The sequence below is a fragment of the Micromonospora musae genome (assembly GCF_003626635.1).
Classification (GTDB): Bacteria; Actinomycetota; Actinomycetes; order Mycobacteriales; family Micromonosporaceae; genus Micromonospora; species Micromonospora musae.
On the sequence record NZ_RAZT01000004.1, the window covers coordinates 234,843 to 253,411 of the forward strand.

At 73.7% G+C, this 18,569-nt stretch carries 9 protein-coding genes and 1 riboswitch; of the genes, 3 read left to right on the forward strand and 6 right to left on the reverse strand.

All coding sequences use genetic code 11. The features are described 5' to 3' along the window. Positions 1 to 5 precede the first annotated feature (5 nt). Positions 6 to 422 (forward strand): cupin domain-containing protein, encoded by a 417-nt coding sequence (locus D7044_RS09925; protein WP_120688630.1) that lies wholly within the window; start codon positions 6 to 8, stop codon positions 420 to 422. Between the two features lie 2 nt (positions 423 to 424). Further along, on the forward strand, positions 425 to 1,240 hold the full coding sequence (locus tag D7044_RS09930; RefSeq protein ID WP_120688631.1) for an NAD-dependent epimerase/dehydratase family protein: 816 nt from the start codon (positions 425 to 427) through the stop codon (positions 1,238 to 1,240). Between the two features lie 99 nt (positions 1,241 to 1,339). Here the strand turns inward: D7044_RS09930 and D7044_RS09935 are convergent, their stop codons facing one another. The 3 genes from D7044_RS09935 to D7044_RS09945 form a co-directional block, all read right to left on the reverse strand. After that, positions 1,340 to 1,966 carry a LysE family translocator gene (locus D7044_RS09935; protein WP_120688632.1) on the reverse strand — a complete coding sequence of 209 codons (627 nt, stop codon included), beginning with the start codon at positions 1,964 to 1,966 and terminating at the stop codon, positions 1,340 to 1,342. Between the two features lie 3 nt (positions 1,967 to 1,969). Beyond that, positions 1,970 to 2,482: an acyl-CoA thioesterase gene (locus D7044_RS09940; RefSeq protein WP_120688633.1), complete on the reverse strand. Its 513-nt coding sequence runs from the start codon at positions 2,480 to 2,482 to the stop codon at positions 1,970 to 1,972. A gap of 125 nt (positions 2,483 to 2,607) precedes the next feature. Beyond that, positions 2,608 to 2,823, reverse strand: a riboswitch (cobalamin riboswitch). A 715-nt stretch (positions 2,824 to 3,538) separates the two neighbouring features. Continuing rightward, on the reverse strand, positions 3,539 to 9,052 hold the full coding sequence (locus D7044_RS09945) for an ATP-binding protein (RefSeq protein ID WP_120688634.1): 5,514 nt from the start codon (positions 9,050 to 9,052) through the stop codon (positions 3,539 to 3,541). A 422-nt stretch (positions 9,053 to 9,474) separates the two neighbouring features. Between D7044_RS09945 and D7044_RS09950 the strand changes: the two genes are divergently transcribed. Then, the gene (locus D7044_RS09950) at positions 9,475 to 12,837 is read left to right on the forward strand and encodes a S8 family peptidase (RefSeq protein WP_233564923.1); all 3,363 of its coding nucleotides are present in this window, start codon (positions 9,475 to 9,477) and stop codon (positions 12,835 to 12,837) included. A 42-nt stretch (positions 12,838 to 12,879) separates the two neighbouring features. On the opposite strand, the gene D7044_RS09955 is transcribed toward D7044_RS09950, so the two are convergent. The 3 genes from D7044_RS09955 to D7044_RS09965 all read right to left on the reverse strand — a co-directional run bounded on the left by D7044_RS09955 (position 12,880) and on the right by D7044_RS09965 (position 18,521). Further along, positions 12,880 to 14,940, reverse strand: coding sequence for an AfsR/SARP family transcriptional regulator (locus D7044_RS09955; RefSeq protein ID WP_120688635.1), 2,061 nt, complete (start codon positions 14,938 to 14,940; stop codon positions 12,880 to 12,882). A gap of 125 nt (positions 14,941 to 15,065) precedes the next feature. Further along, the gene (locus tag D7044_RS09960) at positions 15,066 to 15,590 is read right to left on the reverse strand and encodes a sigma-70 family RNA polymerase sigma factor (RefSeq protein ID WP_199716557.1); all 525 of its coding nucleotides are present in this window, start codon (positions 15,588 to 15,590) and stop codon (positions 15,066 to 15,068) included. 114 nt (positions 15,591 to 15,704) lie between these two features. After that, positions 15,705 to 18,521, reverse strand: coding sequence for an AfsR/SARP family transcriptional regulator (locus D7044_RS09965; protein ID WP_147434624.1), 2,817 nt, complete (start codon positions 18,519 to 18,521; stop codon positions 15,705 to 15,707). Positions 18,522 to 18,569: the final 48 nt, after the last annotated feature.

The window sequence follows — 18,569 nt, forward strand, 5'->3', positions numbered from 1 at the left end:
GATGCATGCAGAAGATGAAGATGGGAAACAACGAAGCCACGCTGCTGGGTACGGTCATGCCACCGGAGCTGCCACCGGGCTCGCACGTGATGACGGCGATCATCGAAATGCCGGCGGGCGACCCCGGCTCGCCGCCGCACCGGCACTCCGGTCCCGTCTTCGGGTACATGCTCGAAGGCGAAATGATCTTCGAACTCGAGGGTGAGCCGGAGCGAGTGATCAAAGCCGGTGAGGCGTTCTGGGAGCCCGGCGGTGACGTCATCCACTACCAGGCGGCCAACAACCTGCCCGACCAGCAGGCCAAGTTCCTGGTCGTCATGGTCTGCGCGCCGGACAAGGAGATGCTGGTGCTGGTCAGCCCCGAGGAGCTCGAAGCACGCAAGGACCGCAGGGCGCCCCGGCCGACCGACGGAGCGGCCTGATCATGCGGATCCTGCTCGCCGGCTCGACCGGCGTCATCGGCCGCCGACTCGCGCCCCTGCTGACCGCCCAGGGGCACGAGGTCGTCGGCCTGGCCCGCAACGGACCGCTCGCCGTCGACGTCTTCGACCGGGACGCGGTGGCCGCCGCCGTGCGCGACGTCCGGCCCGACGCGGTGCTGCACCAGCTCACCAGCCTGAGCACCGGTGACCGCGCCGCCAACGCGCGGCTGCGCCGGGTCGGCACCCGCAACCTCGTCGACGCGGCGCTCGCCGCCGGGGTACGCCGGATCGTGGCCCAGAGCATCACCTGGGCGTACGAGCCGGGCGCCGAGCCCGCGACGGAGGAGACCCCGCTCGACCTGCACGCCGTCGAGCCAAGGCAGCACACCGTGGCCGCTGTCGCCGCACTCGAATCCGCAGTGCAGGAGGCGCCCGAATGGGTCGTGCTGCGGTACGGCACCCTCTACGGCCCGGACACCTGGTACGCCCGCGACGGCCTGATGGCCCGGTTCGCCGCCGCGGGTCAGCTCCCCGCGGACGCCGACGTCGCCAGCCTGCTGCACGTCGACGACGCCGTCGCCGCCGCGGCGGCAGCCCTGAAGTGGCCCAACAGCACGGTCAACGTCTGCGACGACGAGCCCGCCGCCGGCACCGTCTGGGTGCCCGCGTTCTGCGCGGCCGCCGGGGTTCCCGCGCCCGCGCCGACCGAGGGCGAACGGAACGGCTGGGCCCGGGGAGCGAACAACCACTACGCCCGCAAGCACCTCGGCTGGGTCCCGGAGCACCCCTCCTGGCGAACGGGATTCAGCACCCTGTGAGCCGGCCACCCCGCCACGGCACCGGCCGCCCGGCCCACGGCCCGGCCGCCCCCGCGCGGCTCCGCCGTGCGGAACCGCCCCCGGTGCCGGGCGGGCGCCCTACGAACTCGTCGCCAGGCGGAGCCCGAGGGCGACGAAGGCGACCGCGCAGATCCGGTTGATCCGCCGTGCCCAGCGGCCGTCGGCCAGCCGGCCCGCGAGCCGCCCCGCACCCACGCCGAGAGCGATGTCGACGGTGAGCTGCAGCGCGACGAAGAGCGCGCCGAGCAGCACCAGCTGGGCGGTGACGTCGCCGGAGGCCGGCGAGACGAACTGCGGCAGGAACGCCACGCTGAACAGGATCATCTTCGGATTGAGCAGATTGGTCACCAGTCCACGCAGGAACGCCCGGCCGGCCCGGGAGTCCGCTCCGTCGGTGGCGATGGCGGGTCCGCCGGCGCTGCGCAGCGCCCGCACCCCGAGCAGGACCAGGTACGCGGCGCCGGCCCAGCGGATCACGGTGAAGAGCACCGGCGAGGCGGAGATCGCCGCCGCGAGGCCGCACACCACCGCCGTGACGTGCACCGCCTCACCGGCGGCGACACCGAGCGCCGCCACCACCCCCGCACGCGTGCCGTAGCGGGCCGCGTTGGCGAGGACGAACATCATGTCCGGGCCGGGGGTGAGCATGAGGACCACGATCGCGGCGAGGTAACCGGCGAGGGCGGCCGCGGAGAGACCGAGCACGTCTCAGCCCTCCTCGGCGTCACCGAGCAGGGCGCGCCGCAGCGCCAGCCGGTGCTCGCGGCGGATCTCCGCCTCGCGGTAGCGACGCCGGTCCTCGTCGGTGTGCGGCAGCAGCGGCGGCACCCGACGCGGCTGGCCCGCGTCGTCCACGGCGACCATGACCAGGTGCGCGGTCGCCACGTCGACCGGCGGCACGGCCCGGTCCCACCGGTCCGCGGTGACCCGGACCGCCAGCTCCATCGAGCTGCGTCCGGCCCAGGTGATCCGGGCGTCGACGTGCACGACGTCGCCGACGCGGACCGCGCGCAGGAACGCGGTCTCGTCGATGGCAGCGGTGACCGCCGGCCCGTCGGAGTGCCGGGCGGCGACGACCCCGGCGACCGAGTCGATGAGGTTGAGGATCCGGCCACCGTGGACCGTACCCATCAGATTGGTGTGGTGCTGGTCCATGATCTGCGACAGCGTCAGGTGGGACGCCGACGGCGGCCGGCCGGTGAGGGTGATGGTGTCGTGCACAGTGTGGTTCGTCCGTCCTCGGGAAGCACACCACCGACCTCGGTGAGCGCACGTCGAGGACGCGCCGACGGCTGCGGCGCCTCACCCGCCCGACCCGCCCGCGAGGTCGACGGCAGCGCACACACCTCGTGTGCGCAGCGCGGGCAGGTCTTCGGACTCGCGGGCGTGACCGGTGCTCACCGGTCTTCTACTGGCCGTCGCTTCCCAGGCAGGTAGCCCAGTGCCGATGACGGCGGTCGTTCCCACTCACCGCTGCGGGGCAGTCCCGGATTTCCACCGGATTCCCTCTTACGACGTACGGCCGGATCACGACCGGACGAACCAGCGCCACCCGGCAGCCTACCGCGCGTCGATCGACCACCGGGCAGGGCGGACGTCGGCTGTGAGCTATCCCCGGCCGGGCGGGGGCGGTTCATCCTGCCGGGCCGGTGGGCTGCTACCACGGCCGTCGTGGGGTGTTCAACGTCGGCGGCCCGGCCACGATTCTGGCCCGAGGATGCCACCGGTCACACCCCGAGAGCGAACCAAACCGCCCAGCCGGGGGCGGCGCACCCCAGCCCGCGCCGCCGATGAACCGGACATCGTTCGTCAATCACCCCGGCCGCGACCGGTGATCGACTCGGGTTCCTTGAAGTCGGCCATTCACGCGGCCGGGACACCCCGACGTCAAGGAAACCGAGTCGATCTTCGACGCGCAGGGGGCGATGAGCGCGATGTGTCCGGTTTGCGAGGCCGGGAGAGGCAGCGGGCAGTGCCCAACGACCGGGCTCTGCCCCGGGGGTGTCGGCCCGATCCGCGTGAAGGTCCATTCGAGGGGCCGCGCGGGGCCGCAAACCGGGACACCGCGCGCCAATCACCCCGATCACCAGTAGCCCGGGGGCGATCAGGGCGATGTGTCCCGAATGGGGTACCGGCGGGGCGGCGGGGCCGGTGACCACCGCGGGTGGGCGCGGTGCCGGGGGCGCTGCCGGGCGACGCGGTCGGGAGGGAGCTCCACCCCGCGTCGCCCGAACCGGTGAGCCGTGCGCCGGTTCCGCAGCGGCCCGCCGTTCGCCGTCAGGTCATCGCGATGTGTCCGTCGGGCGCCTGGCGCGGCCGCTGGACCGGTCGGCGCAGGTGCGCCTCGATCGCCTCGATGATGCGTGGACGCAGGTCGGCGGTGCGGATCACCGCGTCGACCGAGCCGACCTCGACGGCCCGCTGGACGCTGTGCACCCGGTCGAACTCCGCCGCCACCTCGCCGAGCTTCTCCGCGCGGACCGACGAGCGCAACTCACCGAGCTCGGCGGTCAACGTGGCGCGGTCGGTGCCGGCGGCCGCCGCCACGCGGGCCTCCAGCTCCCGCACCCGCGGGTCCGCCGCGGTACGGGCGTCCACCTCGCCGGTGAAGACCACCGCGGCGGCCGGAGCCCCGCCGAGCACCGAGGCGAACGAGCCCTCCAGCGCCAGCACGGTCATGTTGGGGTTCAGCGCCTTGGAGAAGACGACGAACGCTCCGCCGTGGTACCGCGAGATCACGCAGAAGACGATGGGCCCGCGGAAGTTCACGATCGCCCGGCCGATCTCGGCGCCGTACTCCAGCTGCAGCTCGCGCAGCGACTCGGGCGAGCCGTCGAAGCCCGAGAGGTTGGCGAGCACCACCAGCGGCCGGTTGCCGCTGGCCGCGTTGATCGCCCGCGCGGCCTTCTTCGACGAGCGGGGGAACAACGTGCCGGCGGTGTAGGTGTCCGGGCCGTCGGTGGGCGGGAAGCCACGCCGCGGCACCGACCGGGACTCGATGCCGAGCAGGCACACCGGAACCCCACCGAGGTGTACGTCCTGCACCACCGCGGTCTCGGCGTCGGCCATGCCCGCCCAGCGCTCCAGCACCGCGTGGTCCTGGTCGGAGAGGGCGCGCATCACCGTCCGGATGTCGAACGGCTTCTTGCGGTCCGGGTTGGCCGTGGCGGAGAAGATCTCGCCGACCGTGCTGAAGTCACTGCCGGCCACCACGTGCGGGAAGTCGGAGACGTCGCGGTCCACCGGGTCGGTGCTGCCCGCCCGCCGCGGCGCGCCCTCACCCGGCGCCACGTACGTGTGCTCGTAGTGCGCCATCAGCACGTCACGCGCCCCGGCCAGGTCCGGCGCCCAGTACTGCGCCTGCCCGTTCGGGCCCATCACCCGGTCGTAGCCGCCGATACCGAAGTTGTCCTCCGCGGACACCCCGCCGGAGAAGTCGAGCGCCTGCTTACCGGTGAGCACCATCGCCGAGTCCGGGGTCATCACCAGGATGCCCTTGGTGTGCATGAGCATCGTCGCCTCGGCGTTCCAGTACGGCTGGGCGCCGACGTTGATGCCGGCGACCACGATGTTGATCTCGCCACCGTCCTGGGTGAACTCGACGATCCGCTTCAGCGCCGCGGCCACCCAGTCCATGTTCTCGGTGCCGGACGTCATGGAGATCCGCGCGCCGGCGGAGAGCGCGTACCACTCCACGGGCACCCGCATCCGCTCGGCCAGGTCCAGCGCGGCGATCACGCGACGGCACTCCGGCTCCGACAACGCGCCCAGCGCCTTCGTCGGGTCGCCGAGCAGCACCACCCGGGTGACGCCCTCGGGGTGCCGCGAGGTCGGCGTGCTGACCACACCGGCGATGATGGCGGCGCTGTTGCGCCCCTTGGGCCGGTCGACCGGCACCAGCGCGTGATCGTCGTCCAGGTCGTACTCGACGAAGTCGCCGAGCAGCCGGGTCAGCTCGTACGGGTACACCGTGTTGCGGCTGCTGGCCCGCAGCACCTTCAGCCGGTAGTCGTCGAGCGGCTCGATCGCCTCGACCGGCGGCTCACCGACGGTCAGCTCGGCCCCGCCGGCGCCGTCGAAGGAGATCCGCACCCCGATCTTGGTCAGCTCGCCGGTCGTACGGTTGCGCTGGCGGGCGATGAAGAGGATCTCCTCCAGCCCGGCGCCCGCGGTCGTCGGCCGCACCCGGTTGGCGATGATCTCCATCTCCTCGCGGGTGAGGTCGCTCGGCGGCCAGACGTAGATCACGATCCGGTTGGTGTTGAAACGGACCTTCGACGGCCGGCGCGACTGCGCGCGCCGGATCGAGTCGAGGCAGGCGGCGACGGCGTCCTCGGTGGTCGGCAGCGAGACCAGCCGACCGTCGTGCTCACGCAGCTCGGTCAGGTCACGCACCTGCGCGAACGCGACGAGGCGCTGGTCGGACGGGTTCTCCCGGGCCACGCTCTGGAAGAGGTAGACCTCCTCGTCGGCGGAGGGCAGCCGGGTGAGGTCGAAGTTGCGCAGCCGCTCGAGCTGCATCCGCTGCGCGATGTACGGGTGCAGGCCGCGGATCAGCCGCTCCTCGACCATCCCGCCGTCGGACGGACGGAACGTGTAGTGATGGTGCATCACCGCGCCGCCGCGACCCGCGACGGTGGTGGTGAGCCGGTTGACCTGCGGCGGCAGCGGGTGCGCGTTGATGACCTCCAGCAGCGCGGCCACCGTCGCGTCGAAGTCCTCGGGCTGGTTCTCCCAGGCGAGGTAGATGTCGGCGTCGATGGCCTCGCCGCCACTCGCCAGCTCACCGAGCCCGCGCAGCGCGTCACCCAGCGCGTCGAACCGCACCGCGGCGGAGACCACGCTCGACTCGGCCCGCTCGGCGACCACGAACGTGCAGCCGGCGACGGCCCGGGTGGTGACGGCGGTGAGCGCCTTGTTGCCGTAGTACCGCCGGGTCAGGACCTCCAACATGACCGCGTTGTCGAGGTGGTCGTGGACGAGCCGCTGACCGAGCAGCCGGACCAGCGGCTCGGTGCTGCGTACCATCTCGGCGATGCGCTCGCGGCGGTCCGGCGCCTGCGGGTGCACGTCCAGGTGACGCAGGTGCTTGCGGACCTCGGCGTAGACGCGGGCGCGGTTGCGGCGCAGCAGCGGCTGGGCGAACCAGGCGAACACCACGCCCCGGGCGAGGTCGGCGAGGACCGGGAAGCGGACCTGCGTGGCGGCGATCAGCCGCTCCAGCGCGAGGCCGGCCGGCTCGTGCAGCGCCTCGTCCGGCGGCGACTCCCGCAGCCAGGTGCGCAGCAGCGTCGCGACGACGGTGGCGTCGGCGGACGCGCGTTGCTGGGCGAGGAAGATCCGGAACACGGCGGCTTCGAGCTCGGGGGAGCGCTCCAGCTCGGTGATCCCGTAGTGGCCGAGCGCCTTGGCGAGCTTGGCCTGGAACGCGCTCGGCAGCCCGGCCCGCTCCACGTCGAGGCTCTGCAGGTAGGTGTGGAAGTACTCGCGGGCGCTGTGGATGTGGCTCGCGCCGCCGTCCTCGCCCGTCGGCCGGTTGCGGGTCAGCTCGGCGAGGTCGACGAAGAGGTTGACGAGGTCGACCTCGGCGGCGAGCGGCCGCTGGCCGTCGTCGGCGGCCGCCTGCCGGGCGGTCAGGTAGTCGTCGAGCACCCGACGGTTGTCGTGCGGGTCCACGTCGAAGCCGAGCAGCAGCCCGCGCAGGTCCTCCTGGCCGCGCGCGGCGCGCTCCGCCGCGGGGACCTGGTCGACCGCGGCGGGCAGGTCCAGCTCGACGGGGGCGGCGGCCGGGCTCTCCGCGACCTCGGCGGCCCCGTCGGCGACCGGCTCCAGCCGCAGCAGCGTGGCGCCGGCCTCCACCTGGCTGCCCACCGCGACGGCGCACTCCTTGAGCCGCGCCTTGAACGGCGCCCGCAGCACCGTCTCCATCTTCATGGCTTCCAGCACCAGCACCGGCGCGCCCGCCTCGACCTCGGCGCCGATCTCCAGCGGCGTGGCCACGACCAGCGCGGGCATGGGGGAGCGGAGGACACCGCCCTCGTCCCGGCTGACTCGGTGCGTGACGCCGTCCACCTCGACCAGGAAGATCGGCCCGTGCACGCCGGTGAGCAGGCGGTAGCGGGTGCCGTTGACCGCGATCTGCCCGGTGTGCCGGTCGAAGCGGTCGACCTCGACGTCGGCGGTGCGCACGTCACCACCGGCTTCGACACCGACGCGGAACCGGTGCGCGCCGATCCGGGCCACCCGCACGCGGTAGCCGACACCGCGCAGCTTGAGGTCGAGGGGCCGGCCGCTCTTGTGCTGCACCTGCGGACGCCCACCGGCCGCCGTCGACAGCAGCCGCTGCCGCTCGACGCCCTCCTCCTCCTCGTACGCCTCGATGGCGGCGGCGGCCAGCGCGACCGCGGAGTGCTGGTGGGCGACGAGCCGGCCCTGACCGCGGACCCGGTCGATCCAGCCGGTGTCCGCGCTCGCGTCGATGACCTCGGGCTGGTCGAGCAGGTCGAGTACGAAGCTCTTGTTGGTCGCGCCGCCCTCGATGATCACCGTGGTGTTCGCCATGGCCCGGCGCAGCCGGCCCAGCGCCTCGTCCCGGTCCCGGCCGTACGCGATGACCTTCGCGATCATCGAGTCGAAGTCGGCGGGGATGGTGTCGCCCTCGCTGACGCCGGTGTCGACGCGGATGCCCGGCCCGGCGGGCAGGTCCAGCCGGGCGATGCGACCGGGGGAGGGGGCGAAGTCGCGGTCCGGGTCCTCGGCGTTGAGCCGGGCCTCGACGGCGTGCCCGCGCTCCACCGGCGGCGTGCCGTCGAGCCGCCCGCCCGAGGCCACGTGCAGCTGCGCCTTGACCAGGTCGAAGCCGGTGGTCAGCTCGGTGATCGGGTGCTCCACCTGCAGCCGGGTGTTGACCTCGAGGAACGCGAAGAGTCGGTCACCGGGGTGGTAGAGGAACTCCACGGTCGCCGCGCCCCGGTAGCCGACGGCCACGGCCAGCCGCTCGGCGGAGGACTTGAGCTCGGCCGCCTGCGCCGGGCTGAGCACCGGTGAGGCGGACTCCTCGATGACCTTCTGGTTGCGGCGCTGCACCGAGCAGTCGCGTACGCCGAGCGCCCACGCGGTGCCCTGACCGTCGGCGATCACCTGGACCTCGACGTGCCGAGCGCCGGTGACCAGGCGCTCCAGGAACACGATGCCGCTGCCGAACGCCCGGGCGGCCTCCTGGCTGGTGCGCTCGTAGGCGTCAGCGAGCTCGGCGGGGTTCGTGACCACGCGGATACCGCGTCCGCCGCCGCCCGCGGTCGCCTTCAACATCAGCGGGTAGCCGATCTCGGTGGCGGCGGCCAGGGCGGCGTCCAGGGTCTCGACCGCGCCGCGGCTCCACGGCGCGACCGGCACGCCGACCTCCTCGGCGATCAGCTTCGCGCCGATCTTGTCGCCGAGCTTGCGCATCGCGTCCGCGCTCGGGCCGACGAAGGTGACCCCGACCTTCTCGCACAGCTCGGCGAAGGCCGGGTCCTCGGCGACGAAGCCCCAACCGACCCACGCGGCGTCGGCCCCGGACTCCACCAGCGCGCGCTCCAGCACCTTCAGGTCGAGGTACGGGCGCGCGGAGGCGGGACCGAGGTCGTAGGCGATGTCCGCCTCGCGGACGAACGTGGCGGTACGGTCCACGTCGGTGAAGAAGGCGACCGTCTCGATCCGGGCCCCGGTCTCCGCGGCCAGCTCCCGGACCGCGTGGATGAGCCGCATCGCGGCCTCACCTCGGTTGACGATGGCAACACGGCTGAACACCCGAAGACCCCCCGGCAGACCCCACACGTATGCGCCGGGGCAGGAAAAGCCCCGGTAGTGATCACCCTTCCGCCGTCCGGCCGGCCGCGCCATGTCGTAACCGCCGAACCCGGGACCGCATCGTTTGTAGGAACCGTACAAAACTCTTTGGCTTCGCGCTCGCTCATCCGGTGTGGCCTGGCCCGGCGAGTCGCGGCCGGTTTCCGGCGTGCACGGCGCGGCTGGGCCTCGCCGGCGGGATCGGCGAACTTCGCCCGGTTCTCCGACCCTTCGTGGTCATCGGTCCGGAAAATCGCCGCCGAACCGGCCGGATCGCGGCAGCTCTCGACGTGCGCAGAGTGACTCAGGTCACATGGACTGAACTTTCACCGGGCCGACACGTCTGGAGCAGCCGAACACCCCCTCGCATTCATCAAGGGAGCATGATGCGATCAGTCCGCAAGTTATCCGCGCTGGCAGTGCTGGTGCTGGGCGTCTCGGCGGTGGCGCCGGGCGGTTCGCCCGCGTCCGCACAGCCCCGGGCCGCGGAGCCGGCGACCACACCCACGGTCGCCGAACGGGCGACCACCGCCGCAGTCGCGGCCAAGCCCCGGACGGTCACGCTGGTCACCGGCGACACCGTCCACGTCAGCGCGGTGAACGGCCAGACCGCTGTCGACGTCGTGCCGGGCAAGGGCCGGGAACGGGTCCCGTTCATCACCCACAGCGCCGGCGAGGACGTCCGGGTGATCCCCGCCGACGCCCTCGCCCTGCTCAACCGCGGCAAGCTCGACGCCCGGCTCTTCGACATCTCGACCCTCGTCGAGTTCGGCTACGACGACAGCCGGGCCACCCTGCCGCTCATCGTCCAGCACGGCGGCACCGCCCCCGGTGGCCTCGCCGGCGCCCGGACCACCCGGACCCTCTCCGGGGTGAGCGCGGTCGCGGAGAGCCGCGCGGACGCGGTGTCCTTCTGGAACAGCATCACGTCGACCGCGGGCGGCACCGAGCGGCGGCTGCGGACCGGGTTCGACAAGATCTGGCTCGACGGGCTGCGCCAGCCCACCCTCGACGTCAGCGTCCCGCTGACCGGCGCGCCGCAGGCCTGGCAGGCCGGCTTCACGGGAGCCGGGGTGAAGGTCGGTGTGATCGACACCGGCGTCGACCAGACCCACCCCGACCTGGCCGGCCGCGTCGCCGCCACGGAGAACTTCACCGCCGACCCGGACACCCTCGACCGGGTCGGCCACGGCACCCACGTCGCCTCCACCATCGCCGGTGGCGGAGAGGCCTCGCAGGGCCGGTACAAGGGCATGGCGCCCGGCGCCTCCCTCTACAGCGCCAAGGTCTGCGTCGAGGCGGGCTGCCCGGAGTCGGCCATCCTCGCCGGCATGACCTGGGCGGCGCAGCAGGGCGTCAAGGTCGCCAACATGAGCCTCGGCGGCGCGGACAGCCCGGAGACCGACCCGATCGAGGCGGCCGTGGCCGACCTCACCCACCGCTACGGCACGCTCTTCGTCGTCGCCGCGGGCAACAGCGGCGAGGCCGGCGAGTCCACGGTGGACTCGCCGGGCAGTGTGGCCGAGGCGCTGACCGTGGGCGCCGTGACCAAGACGGGCGAGCTGGCCTCCTTCTCCGGCCGTGGCCCGCGCGCTGGCGACGCCGGCATCAAGCCGGACATCACCGCGCCCGGCGTCGGCATCGTCGCCGCCCGCAGCTCCGCCTCCGAGCTGCCGGCCGCCGAGAACCCGCAGTACACCGGCATGAACGGCACCTCGATGGCGACCCCGCACGTGGCCGGCGCGGCGGCGATCCTGGCGCAGCAGCACCCGGACTGGACGCCTGAGCGGATCAAGTCCACGCTGATGGCAGCCGCGCAGCCGAACGCCACCATCGGGGTCTACGAGCAGGGCGCGGGCTTCCTCGACGTCGCCCGGGCGACCCGGCAGACCGTCACGGCGAGCCCGGTCAGCGTCGCCTTCGAGCGGACCGGCGCCGCACAGCAGCGCACGATCACGTACGCGAACAGCGGCTCCACCGCGCTCACCCTGGCCCTCGCCCTCGACGCCAAGGACGCCGACGGCGCCCCGGCGCCGGCCGGCCTCTTCAACCTCAGCGCCTCCTCGGTGACGGTCCCGGCCGGCGGCACGGCCACCGTGACCGTCACCGTGCGGGCCGGCGCCGACCTGCCCGACCGCTACCTCGGCGGCGAGGTGACCGCCATCGGCGACGGCGTGCAGGTGCAGACCCCGGTCGCTCTCGACATCGCCCGGCAGCGGCTGACCCTCAAGCTCGTCGGGCCCGACGGCGGAGCGCCCACGCCCGAGCAGGGCTGGGCGACGGTCCTGACCGACCTGGACCGGCAGACCGTGCTGGTGCTCGGCGATCCCGCCACCACCACGTACCGGGTCCGTCCGGGCCGCTACCTGGTCCAGACCTACCTGCAGAGCGGCGACCCGAACTTCCCGCAGGTCACGTCGTTGGTGCGGCCGAGCCTCGACCTGACCCGGGACCAGTCGCTCACCATGGACGCCCGTCAGGCGAAGCCGATCGCGGTGTCGGTGCCGAACTCGAAGGCCACCATGATCTTCCCCGAGTCCGGCTGGACGATCCGGACCGAGCAGCCGCAGATCTGGGGCAGCAACGACCCGTACGGCGTGCTGATGAACCTTCCCTTCGACCACGTGCGGACCGCGCAGATCGGGCCCGGCAAGACGCCCGGCTTCGTCTCCTACGTGCACGGGATGTGGGGCCAGGTGGCCGACGACGGCAGCCTGCACAACAGCCCGTACGTCTACCGGGTCTACCTCTACGAGCCCGAGAAGATGATGACCGGGCTGACCCGCAAGCTGCGCGCGAACGACTTCGCCACCGTCCGCTCCCGGGTCAGCGCGGACGTGGCCGACGTGCCGGTTTCGCGGACCGCCGTCGCGCACGCGCCCGGCAACTCGCCGGTCTACCGCGACGATCGCGTCATCCCGCCGAGCTTCACCTACGACGCGCCGAGCACCTTCACCGAGTACTACAACCAGGACAAGTCGGCGGTCTGGCAGTCGACCTCGGCCCAGCAGGGGTACACGTACTACCAGTCGCCGTGGACCAGCTTCAAGCCCGGGCGCACGTACGACGTGAAGTGGGCCAACGGGGTGATCGGGCCGGTCTTCCCGGAGCCGAACTTCGGCCAGCAGTACGCCACCCGCTACTGGGGCGACACGATCGGCGGACCGGGCCCGCTGCACGGTGACGGCGCCGGGCACATGGGTTTCCGACACCCCGTCGGCGGCAGCGTGCAGGTGAACCTCTACCGCAACGGGACCAAGATCGGCGACGCGAACCAGGCGCCGTGGACCTGGGACGTGCCCGCGGAGAAGGGTGACTACAAGCTGACCGCGAGGTTCCAGAGCGACCCGGCCTTCACCCTGTCGACTGTCGTCGACGCGGAGTGGACCTTCAAGTCCGGTCGGGTGGCCGACGGCGAGCTGGTGAAGCTGCCGATGACCGCGATCCGCTACACGCCGGAGCTCGACATCGACAACCGGGCGCCCGCCGGGCGGCTCTTCGCGATCCCGGTCTCGCTCGACCGGCAGGTCGGGGCGGCGCCGGGCCGGACCCGGACGCTGACCGTCGAGGCGTCCTTCGACGACGGCAAGAGCTGGCGGAAGCTCACCGTGCTGCGCCTCGGTGAGAAGGCGGTCGCCCTGGTGTACAACCCGAAGGGGCACGGCTTCGTCTCGCTGCGCGCCGCCGCGAGCGACACCGGCGGTAACACGGTCAAGCAGACCGTCATCCGCGCCTACCGGTACTGACGGTGGGCCCCGGACGCGGCGCCCACCGGCGCCGCGTCCGGGTCACCGGTGCCGGTGCGGCGCGTCGCGGATCCGCCGGGCCGGCGGAGAGTCCGTGGCGTACGCACTCGGTTCGTCATCGTCGTGGACCCGCTCGACGGCGTCGCGCTCGGCGGTCCCGTCATGTTCCTCCCCCAGCTCCACGGCGTAGGCGCGCACCAGGTCGTGCATCCGCCACCGCCCGTCGCCGGGCTGCACCAGCAGCTGTGCGCCGAGTTCGGCGAGCAGGTCGCGGGCGGCACGCAGGGAGAGGCCGCCCAGCGCGGCCGCCGCTTCCGTGCTCAACTCCCCGGTCGGATGCAGGGGCAGCAGCCGGAAGAGTCGGGCCGCCGCGGGCGTCAGGGCCCGGTAGGACCAGGAGAAGACCGCCTCCAGATCGGCGTGCGCCTCCCCGAATCCGGTCAGCCGGCCGTCGGCCTCGGCCAGCTCGGCGGCGACTACGGGCAGGCCGAGTGCGGCTCGGCCGACGCTGCGGGTGGCGACCAGCGCCAGGGCCAGCGGCAGCCGGCCGCAGCGCGCGATGATCTCGTTGACGGCGGCCCGGTCGGCGGTCGCCGCCTCGCCGAGGCGTCGCACGAGCAGTTCGCGGGACTCGACCTCGGTCAGCAGATCGAGGTGGATCGGGTGGGCGACCGCCGGTACGCCCCCGCCGGCGATCCGGCGTCGGCTGGTCGCGATGACGAGGCTGCCGCCGGGCCCGGGCAGCAGGTCCCGGATCTGGCCCCAGTCGCGGCAGTTGTCGAGCAGGATCAGCGTCCGGCGCTCGGCCAGGATGCTGCGGTAGAGGCTCGCCTGGGCGGGCGGCTCGGCCGGGATGGCGGCCGGCGCGACCCCGAGCGACCACAGGAAACCGCGCAGCGCCTCCGCCGGGGTCATCACCGAACCGCCGGCGTCGAAACCGCGCAGGTCCGCGTGCAGCTGCCCGCCCGGGTAGCGGGCGGCCAACCGGTGCGCCAGGTGCACCGCGAAGGTGGTCTTCCCGACGCCGGGCATCCCGTCGACGAGCAGCGCGGTGGCCTGCGGGTCCGCGGCTAGCAGCTCCTCGGCGGCGGCCACGGCGGCCCGGCGACCGATGAAGAAGGGATGGTCGGCCGGCAGCTGCGCCGGCGGCTCGGCCCGGACCGGCCGCGACGGCTCCGGCCCGGCCGACGTCCACGAACCGGCGGTCGTGCCGCCGGGCGGCGCTCCCGGCCGAACGAAGGCCGGACGGTCGGCTCCGGCCTTCGTGCCGTCGCGCGGCGCCGCGGACCCGGCGAGGGCCGGTCCGACGCTCCCGGACCCGGAACCCTCGGCCGGGCCGTCGTGGCCGAGTAGCCGGTCGCGGGCCGCGCGCAGGTCGAAGCCCGGCCGGATGCCGAGTTCGGCGGCGAGCCGGTGCTCGATGTCGGCGTACGCGGCGAGGGCCTCGACCCGCCGGCCGTCCGCGGCGAGCGCCTGCAGCAGCCCCGCCTGCAACGCCTCGTCCAGTGGCTCGTACTCGGCGGCCAGCCGGATCGCCGGCAGCACCAGGTGCGCGCAGCCGGCCCGCAGCGCGGCGTCGGTCGCCGCCCGGACGGCCCCGAACCGCTCGCGGTCGACCGCGACGAAGTCCGGATGAACCCGGTCGCCGGTCCGCAGGTCGGAGGCAACTCGGTCGCGCCAGAGCGCCAGGGCGTCCCGGTAGAGCGCGACGGCCGGCTCGCCGGAGCTCTTCGCGGCCTCGGCCACCAGCCGCCGGAAACGCAGCAGGTCGAGCGACTCCCCGTCGATCCGCAGCCGGTACTCGGCGCCGTCGCGGATCAGCACCGAGCCCGCCGCCCGCGTCGGCAGGCCCGGCTCGAAGCGCCGCCGGAGCAGCCCGACGTGCCGGTGCACCACGTTGACGGCGCTGGGTGGCGGGTCGGATTCCCAGAGCAGGTCGACGAGTTCGGCGACGCTGACCGCGTCGCCGGCCCGGATGAGCAGCAACGCCAGGATCAGCCGCTGCTGCCGGGTGCCGGGTTCGATCTCGGACCGCCCACGCCGGACGCGCACCGGGCCGAGGACGTCGAACGACAACGCGTCTCTCAAACCGATGCGATCCATGCCGAGCCCGATGGTGCCGATCGGCAGAGCATGGCAGGCCCCACCTCGGGTGGGCGGGGCGCGGGGCGACGAGGTGAGCGCCGACTCAGCGGCCGGATCCACCGGTCGGCGGAAGCACGCCCTGCTCAGGCCGCTTCGAGGCCGCTGCGCAGCGCGCGCAGCGCGTAGTGGGTTCGGGACTTCACCGTGCCGATCGGCAGACCCAACCGGCCCGCCATCTCCTCCGGCGACCGGCCGACCAGGTAGACCTCGGAGAGCAGGCTGCGCTGCGCTGCGCTCAACCGGCCGAGCGCGTGCCGCATGGCGTACGACGCGAGCGCGCTGCCGGTGGTGTCGTCACCGGCGGGAATCCAGGTCATGTCGACGAGATGGACCTCGGCCGGACGGCCCCGCCGCAGCCGGACGCCGTCGATGACGAGCCGCCGAGCGACGGTGAGCAGCCACCGGCGGGCGGCATCGGACTCGGCCGGCACGGAGTCGAGGTGTCGCCAGGCCCGCAGCATCGTCTCCTGAAGCAGATCCTCGGCGGTCTGCCGTTGTCCCTGGGTCAACACGAGCAGCAGACGCAGCACGGCACGGGCGTGGTCCGCGTGCAGCGCGGTCATGCGCTCGGAGTGGTCGGCCGGTGGTTCGTCGGATGCCCGGAGCACGGTGTACCCCCACAGACAGGAGCAACGGCGAGTCGAGGCACGAGCCTATGGACGAGCGATGCGAATGGACTGACGTGCCAGTGCGAATCGAGTGCCGTCGCCGATCGCAGCCGGTCAGGGACCCGACGTGACCGTCGCGAGCAGGTCGGCCAGCCGCCGGCCGGTGCGGGTCTGCGCGTACGGGATCAGGGCCAGCGCCTCGCGCCACGCCCGCAGCGCGGCGTCCTGCTCGCCGGCGGTGGCGAGGGCGTCGCCGAGCAGCGCCAGCACCTCCGCGGCCGGCGCCGGCGCCGAGGCCTCCTGGTAGGCGGCGGCTGCCTCGCGCCAGCAGTCGACGGCCATGCCGAGCTCCCGGCGAGCGGAGTGCGCCCGGCCGAACACCTCCCACGCCTCGGCGATGCCCAGCCTGTACTGCGCCCCGCGCGACAGCGCCATCGCCTGCTCGGCGCAGCGCACGGCCTCCTCCGCCCGGCCCAGCTCGGCGTTGCTCACGCCCAGGACCGCGAGGGCGTCGGCGAGCAGCTTGTCGTCCCCGACCGTCCGGGCCGGGCCCAGCGCCGCGGAGACCGCCCGGACGACATCTTCGTGTCGCCCCTGGGCGCCCAGGATCATCGCCCGGTTGATGTTGGCCCGGATCAGCTCACCGAGCAGGCCGAGCCGGGTGAGCAGCTCGACCGCCCGGTCGAGATGCCCGAGCGCGGCCTCGTGCTCGTGCCGGAAGTAGGCCGCCCCGGCCAGGCTGCGGTGCATCCGGGCCTGCCCCACCAGGTCGCCGCCGGCCCGGGCGGCGTCGAGGGCCACCTCGCCGGTCGTCGTCCACTCGACCCACCGGCCGCTGCGGTCGAAGAACTGCTGCATGCCGAGGGCGAGCTGCCAGGCCTCGGTGTGCCGGCCCTGCCGCGCGGCCCGGCCGACCAGCGCCGTCAGGACCGGCCGCTCGGCGGCGAACCAGCGCATCGCCTCGCCCTGGTCGGCGAAGCGCAGCGGAGCCTCGCCCGGTACCGGCTCGATCATCGGGTGGTACTCGGAGGTCAGGAGCCGCAGGTGCGCCTGGAAGCTGGTGGCCCGGTAGAACCGCAGGCAGCGCAGCTCCGCGGCGGCTCGCTCGGCCGGGCTGTCGTGCTCCTCGCCGAGCTCCGCGGCGTACGCCAGCAGCAGGTCGTGGGTGCGGTAGCGGCCCGGTCGGTCCTCGCTGATCAGGTGCGCGCGGCTCAGTTCGCCGACCAATGTACGGCCGGTCCGCAGCGCAACGCCGGCCAGACCCGCCGCCCCGGCGACCGAGATGTCGGGGCCGGGATGGATCGGCAGCAGCCGGAAGAGCCGCGCGGCCGGGGCGGAGAGCGCCTGGTAGGACCAGGAGAAGACGGCACGCAGCCCGGTCTGCGGGTCGTCGCCGTCGAAACCGTCCAGACTCCCGGGCGCTTCGGCCAGCTCGGCGGCGATCTGCGCCGGCGACGTCCGCGGCAGGCCCGCCGCGCGGGCGGCCACCACGGCCAGCGCGAGCGGTAGCCGTCCGCAGCGGGCGATGATGGCGTCCACCGCGGCCGGGTCCGTGGCGACGCGGCCGTCGCCGAGCGGACGCAGGAGCGCGGCGCGGGCCTCGTCGATGCTCGGCAGGCCGACCGGCAACGGATGCGCGCCGGCCGTGGTCAGCAGCGTGCTGAGCCGACCGCGGCTCGTGACGATCACCAGACAGCCGGGGCTGCCCGGCAGCAGGTGCCGGATCTGCTCGGCGTCCCGGCAGTTGTCGAGGACGATCAGCAGGCGTCGGCCGGCCAGGCTGCTGCGGTAGAGGCCCGCCTGCGCGTGCAGCTCGGCGGGTATGCCGTCCTGTGGCACCCCGAGCGAGCCGAGGAAGCCGCGCAGCGCCTCGGCCGGGCTCATCGCCGGCTCTCGCCCGTCGTATCCGCGCAGGTCGACGTAGAGCTGCCCGTCGGGGTAGGCGGCGGCGAACTCGTGGGCGAGGTGAACGGCGAGGGTGGTCTTGCCGATCCCGGGCATCCCGTCGATCGCGAGCACCGTCGGCCCACCCGGACGCGCCACCAACGCGCGGGCCTCGGCGACGAGGTCGCCGCGACCGGTGAAGAAGGGCAGGTCCGGCGGCAGCTGCGCGGGCCGGGGGAGCGGCGCCGGCGACCCGGTACGCGCCGCCGGGGTGCGCTGGTGCAGCAGCCGGTCGTACGCCTCCCGCAGCTCCTCGCCCGGATCGATGCCCAGCTCGTCGGCGAGCCGGCGGCGCACCACCCGGTACGTCTCGACGGCCTCCGCCTGACGGCCGTCGGCGGCCAGCGCCAGCAGCAGCCGGCTCTGTAGCGACTCGTCGAGCGGGTGCAGTTCGGCCGCCTGCCGCAGCGGCACCAACACCGCACTCATCCGGCCGCAGCGCTCGGCGGCGTCGGCGGCCTCGCGCACCGCCTGGGCGCGCTCGGCCTCCACGGCGAGGAAGGCGGGGTGCAGGCGGGAGGCCGGTTCCAGGCCGGCGGCGCACCGGCCGCGCCACAGCCGCAGCCCGTCGAGGGAGTGCCGCAGCGCCGACTCCGGATCGCCGTCCCGCAGGCTCCGGCCGGCGAGCCGGCTCAGCGACCGGAACTTCAGCAGGTCGAGGGAGTCCTCGTCGGCGTGCAGCCGGTAGCCCGAGAGCTCCCGGGGGAGGTACCGGCCTGTCGACCGTGTGGGCAGGCCCGGTTCGAGCAGTCGCCGGAGCGCTCCGACGTGCCGGTGCACCACGTTCGCGGCGCTGGCCGGGGCCTCGTCGTCCCAGAGCAGGTCGACCAGCTCGGTCAGCGAGACGGGTGAACCGGCCCGGGCCAGCAGCAACGCGAGGACGAGGCGCTGCTGGCGGGCCCCCAGGTGCAGCTCGGCGCCGGCGCGGACGACCCGGATCGAGCCGAGCACCGAGAAGCCGATCGCCTCGTCCGCCTCCGCCCGCACACCGGAAACGGTAACCGGGCTGATCAGCGTCGAAGCCTGCGGCCACGG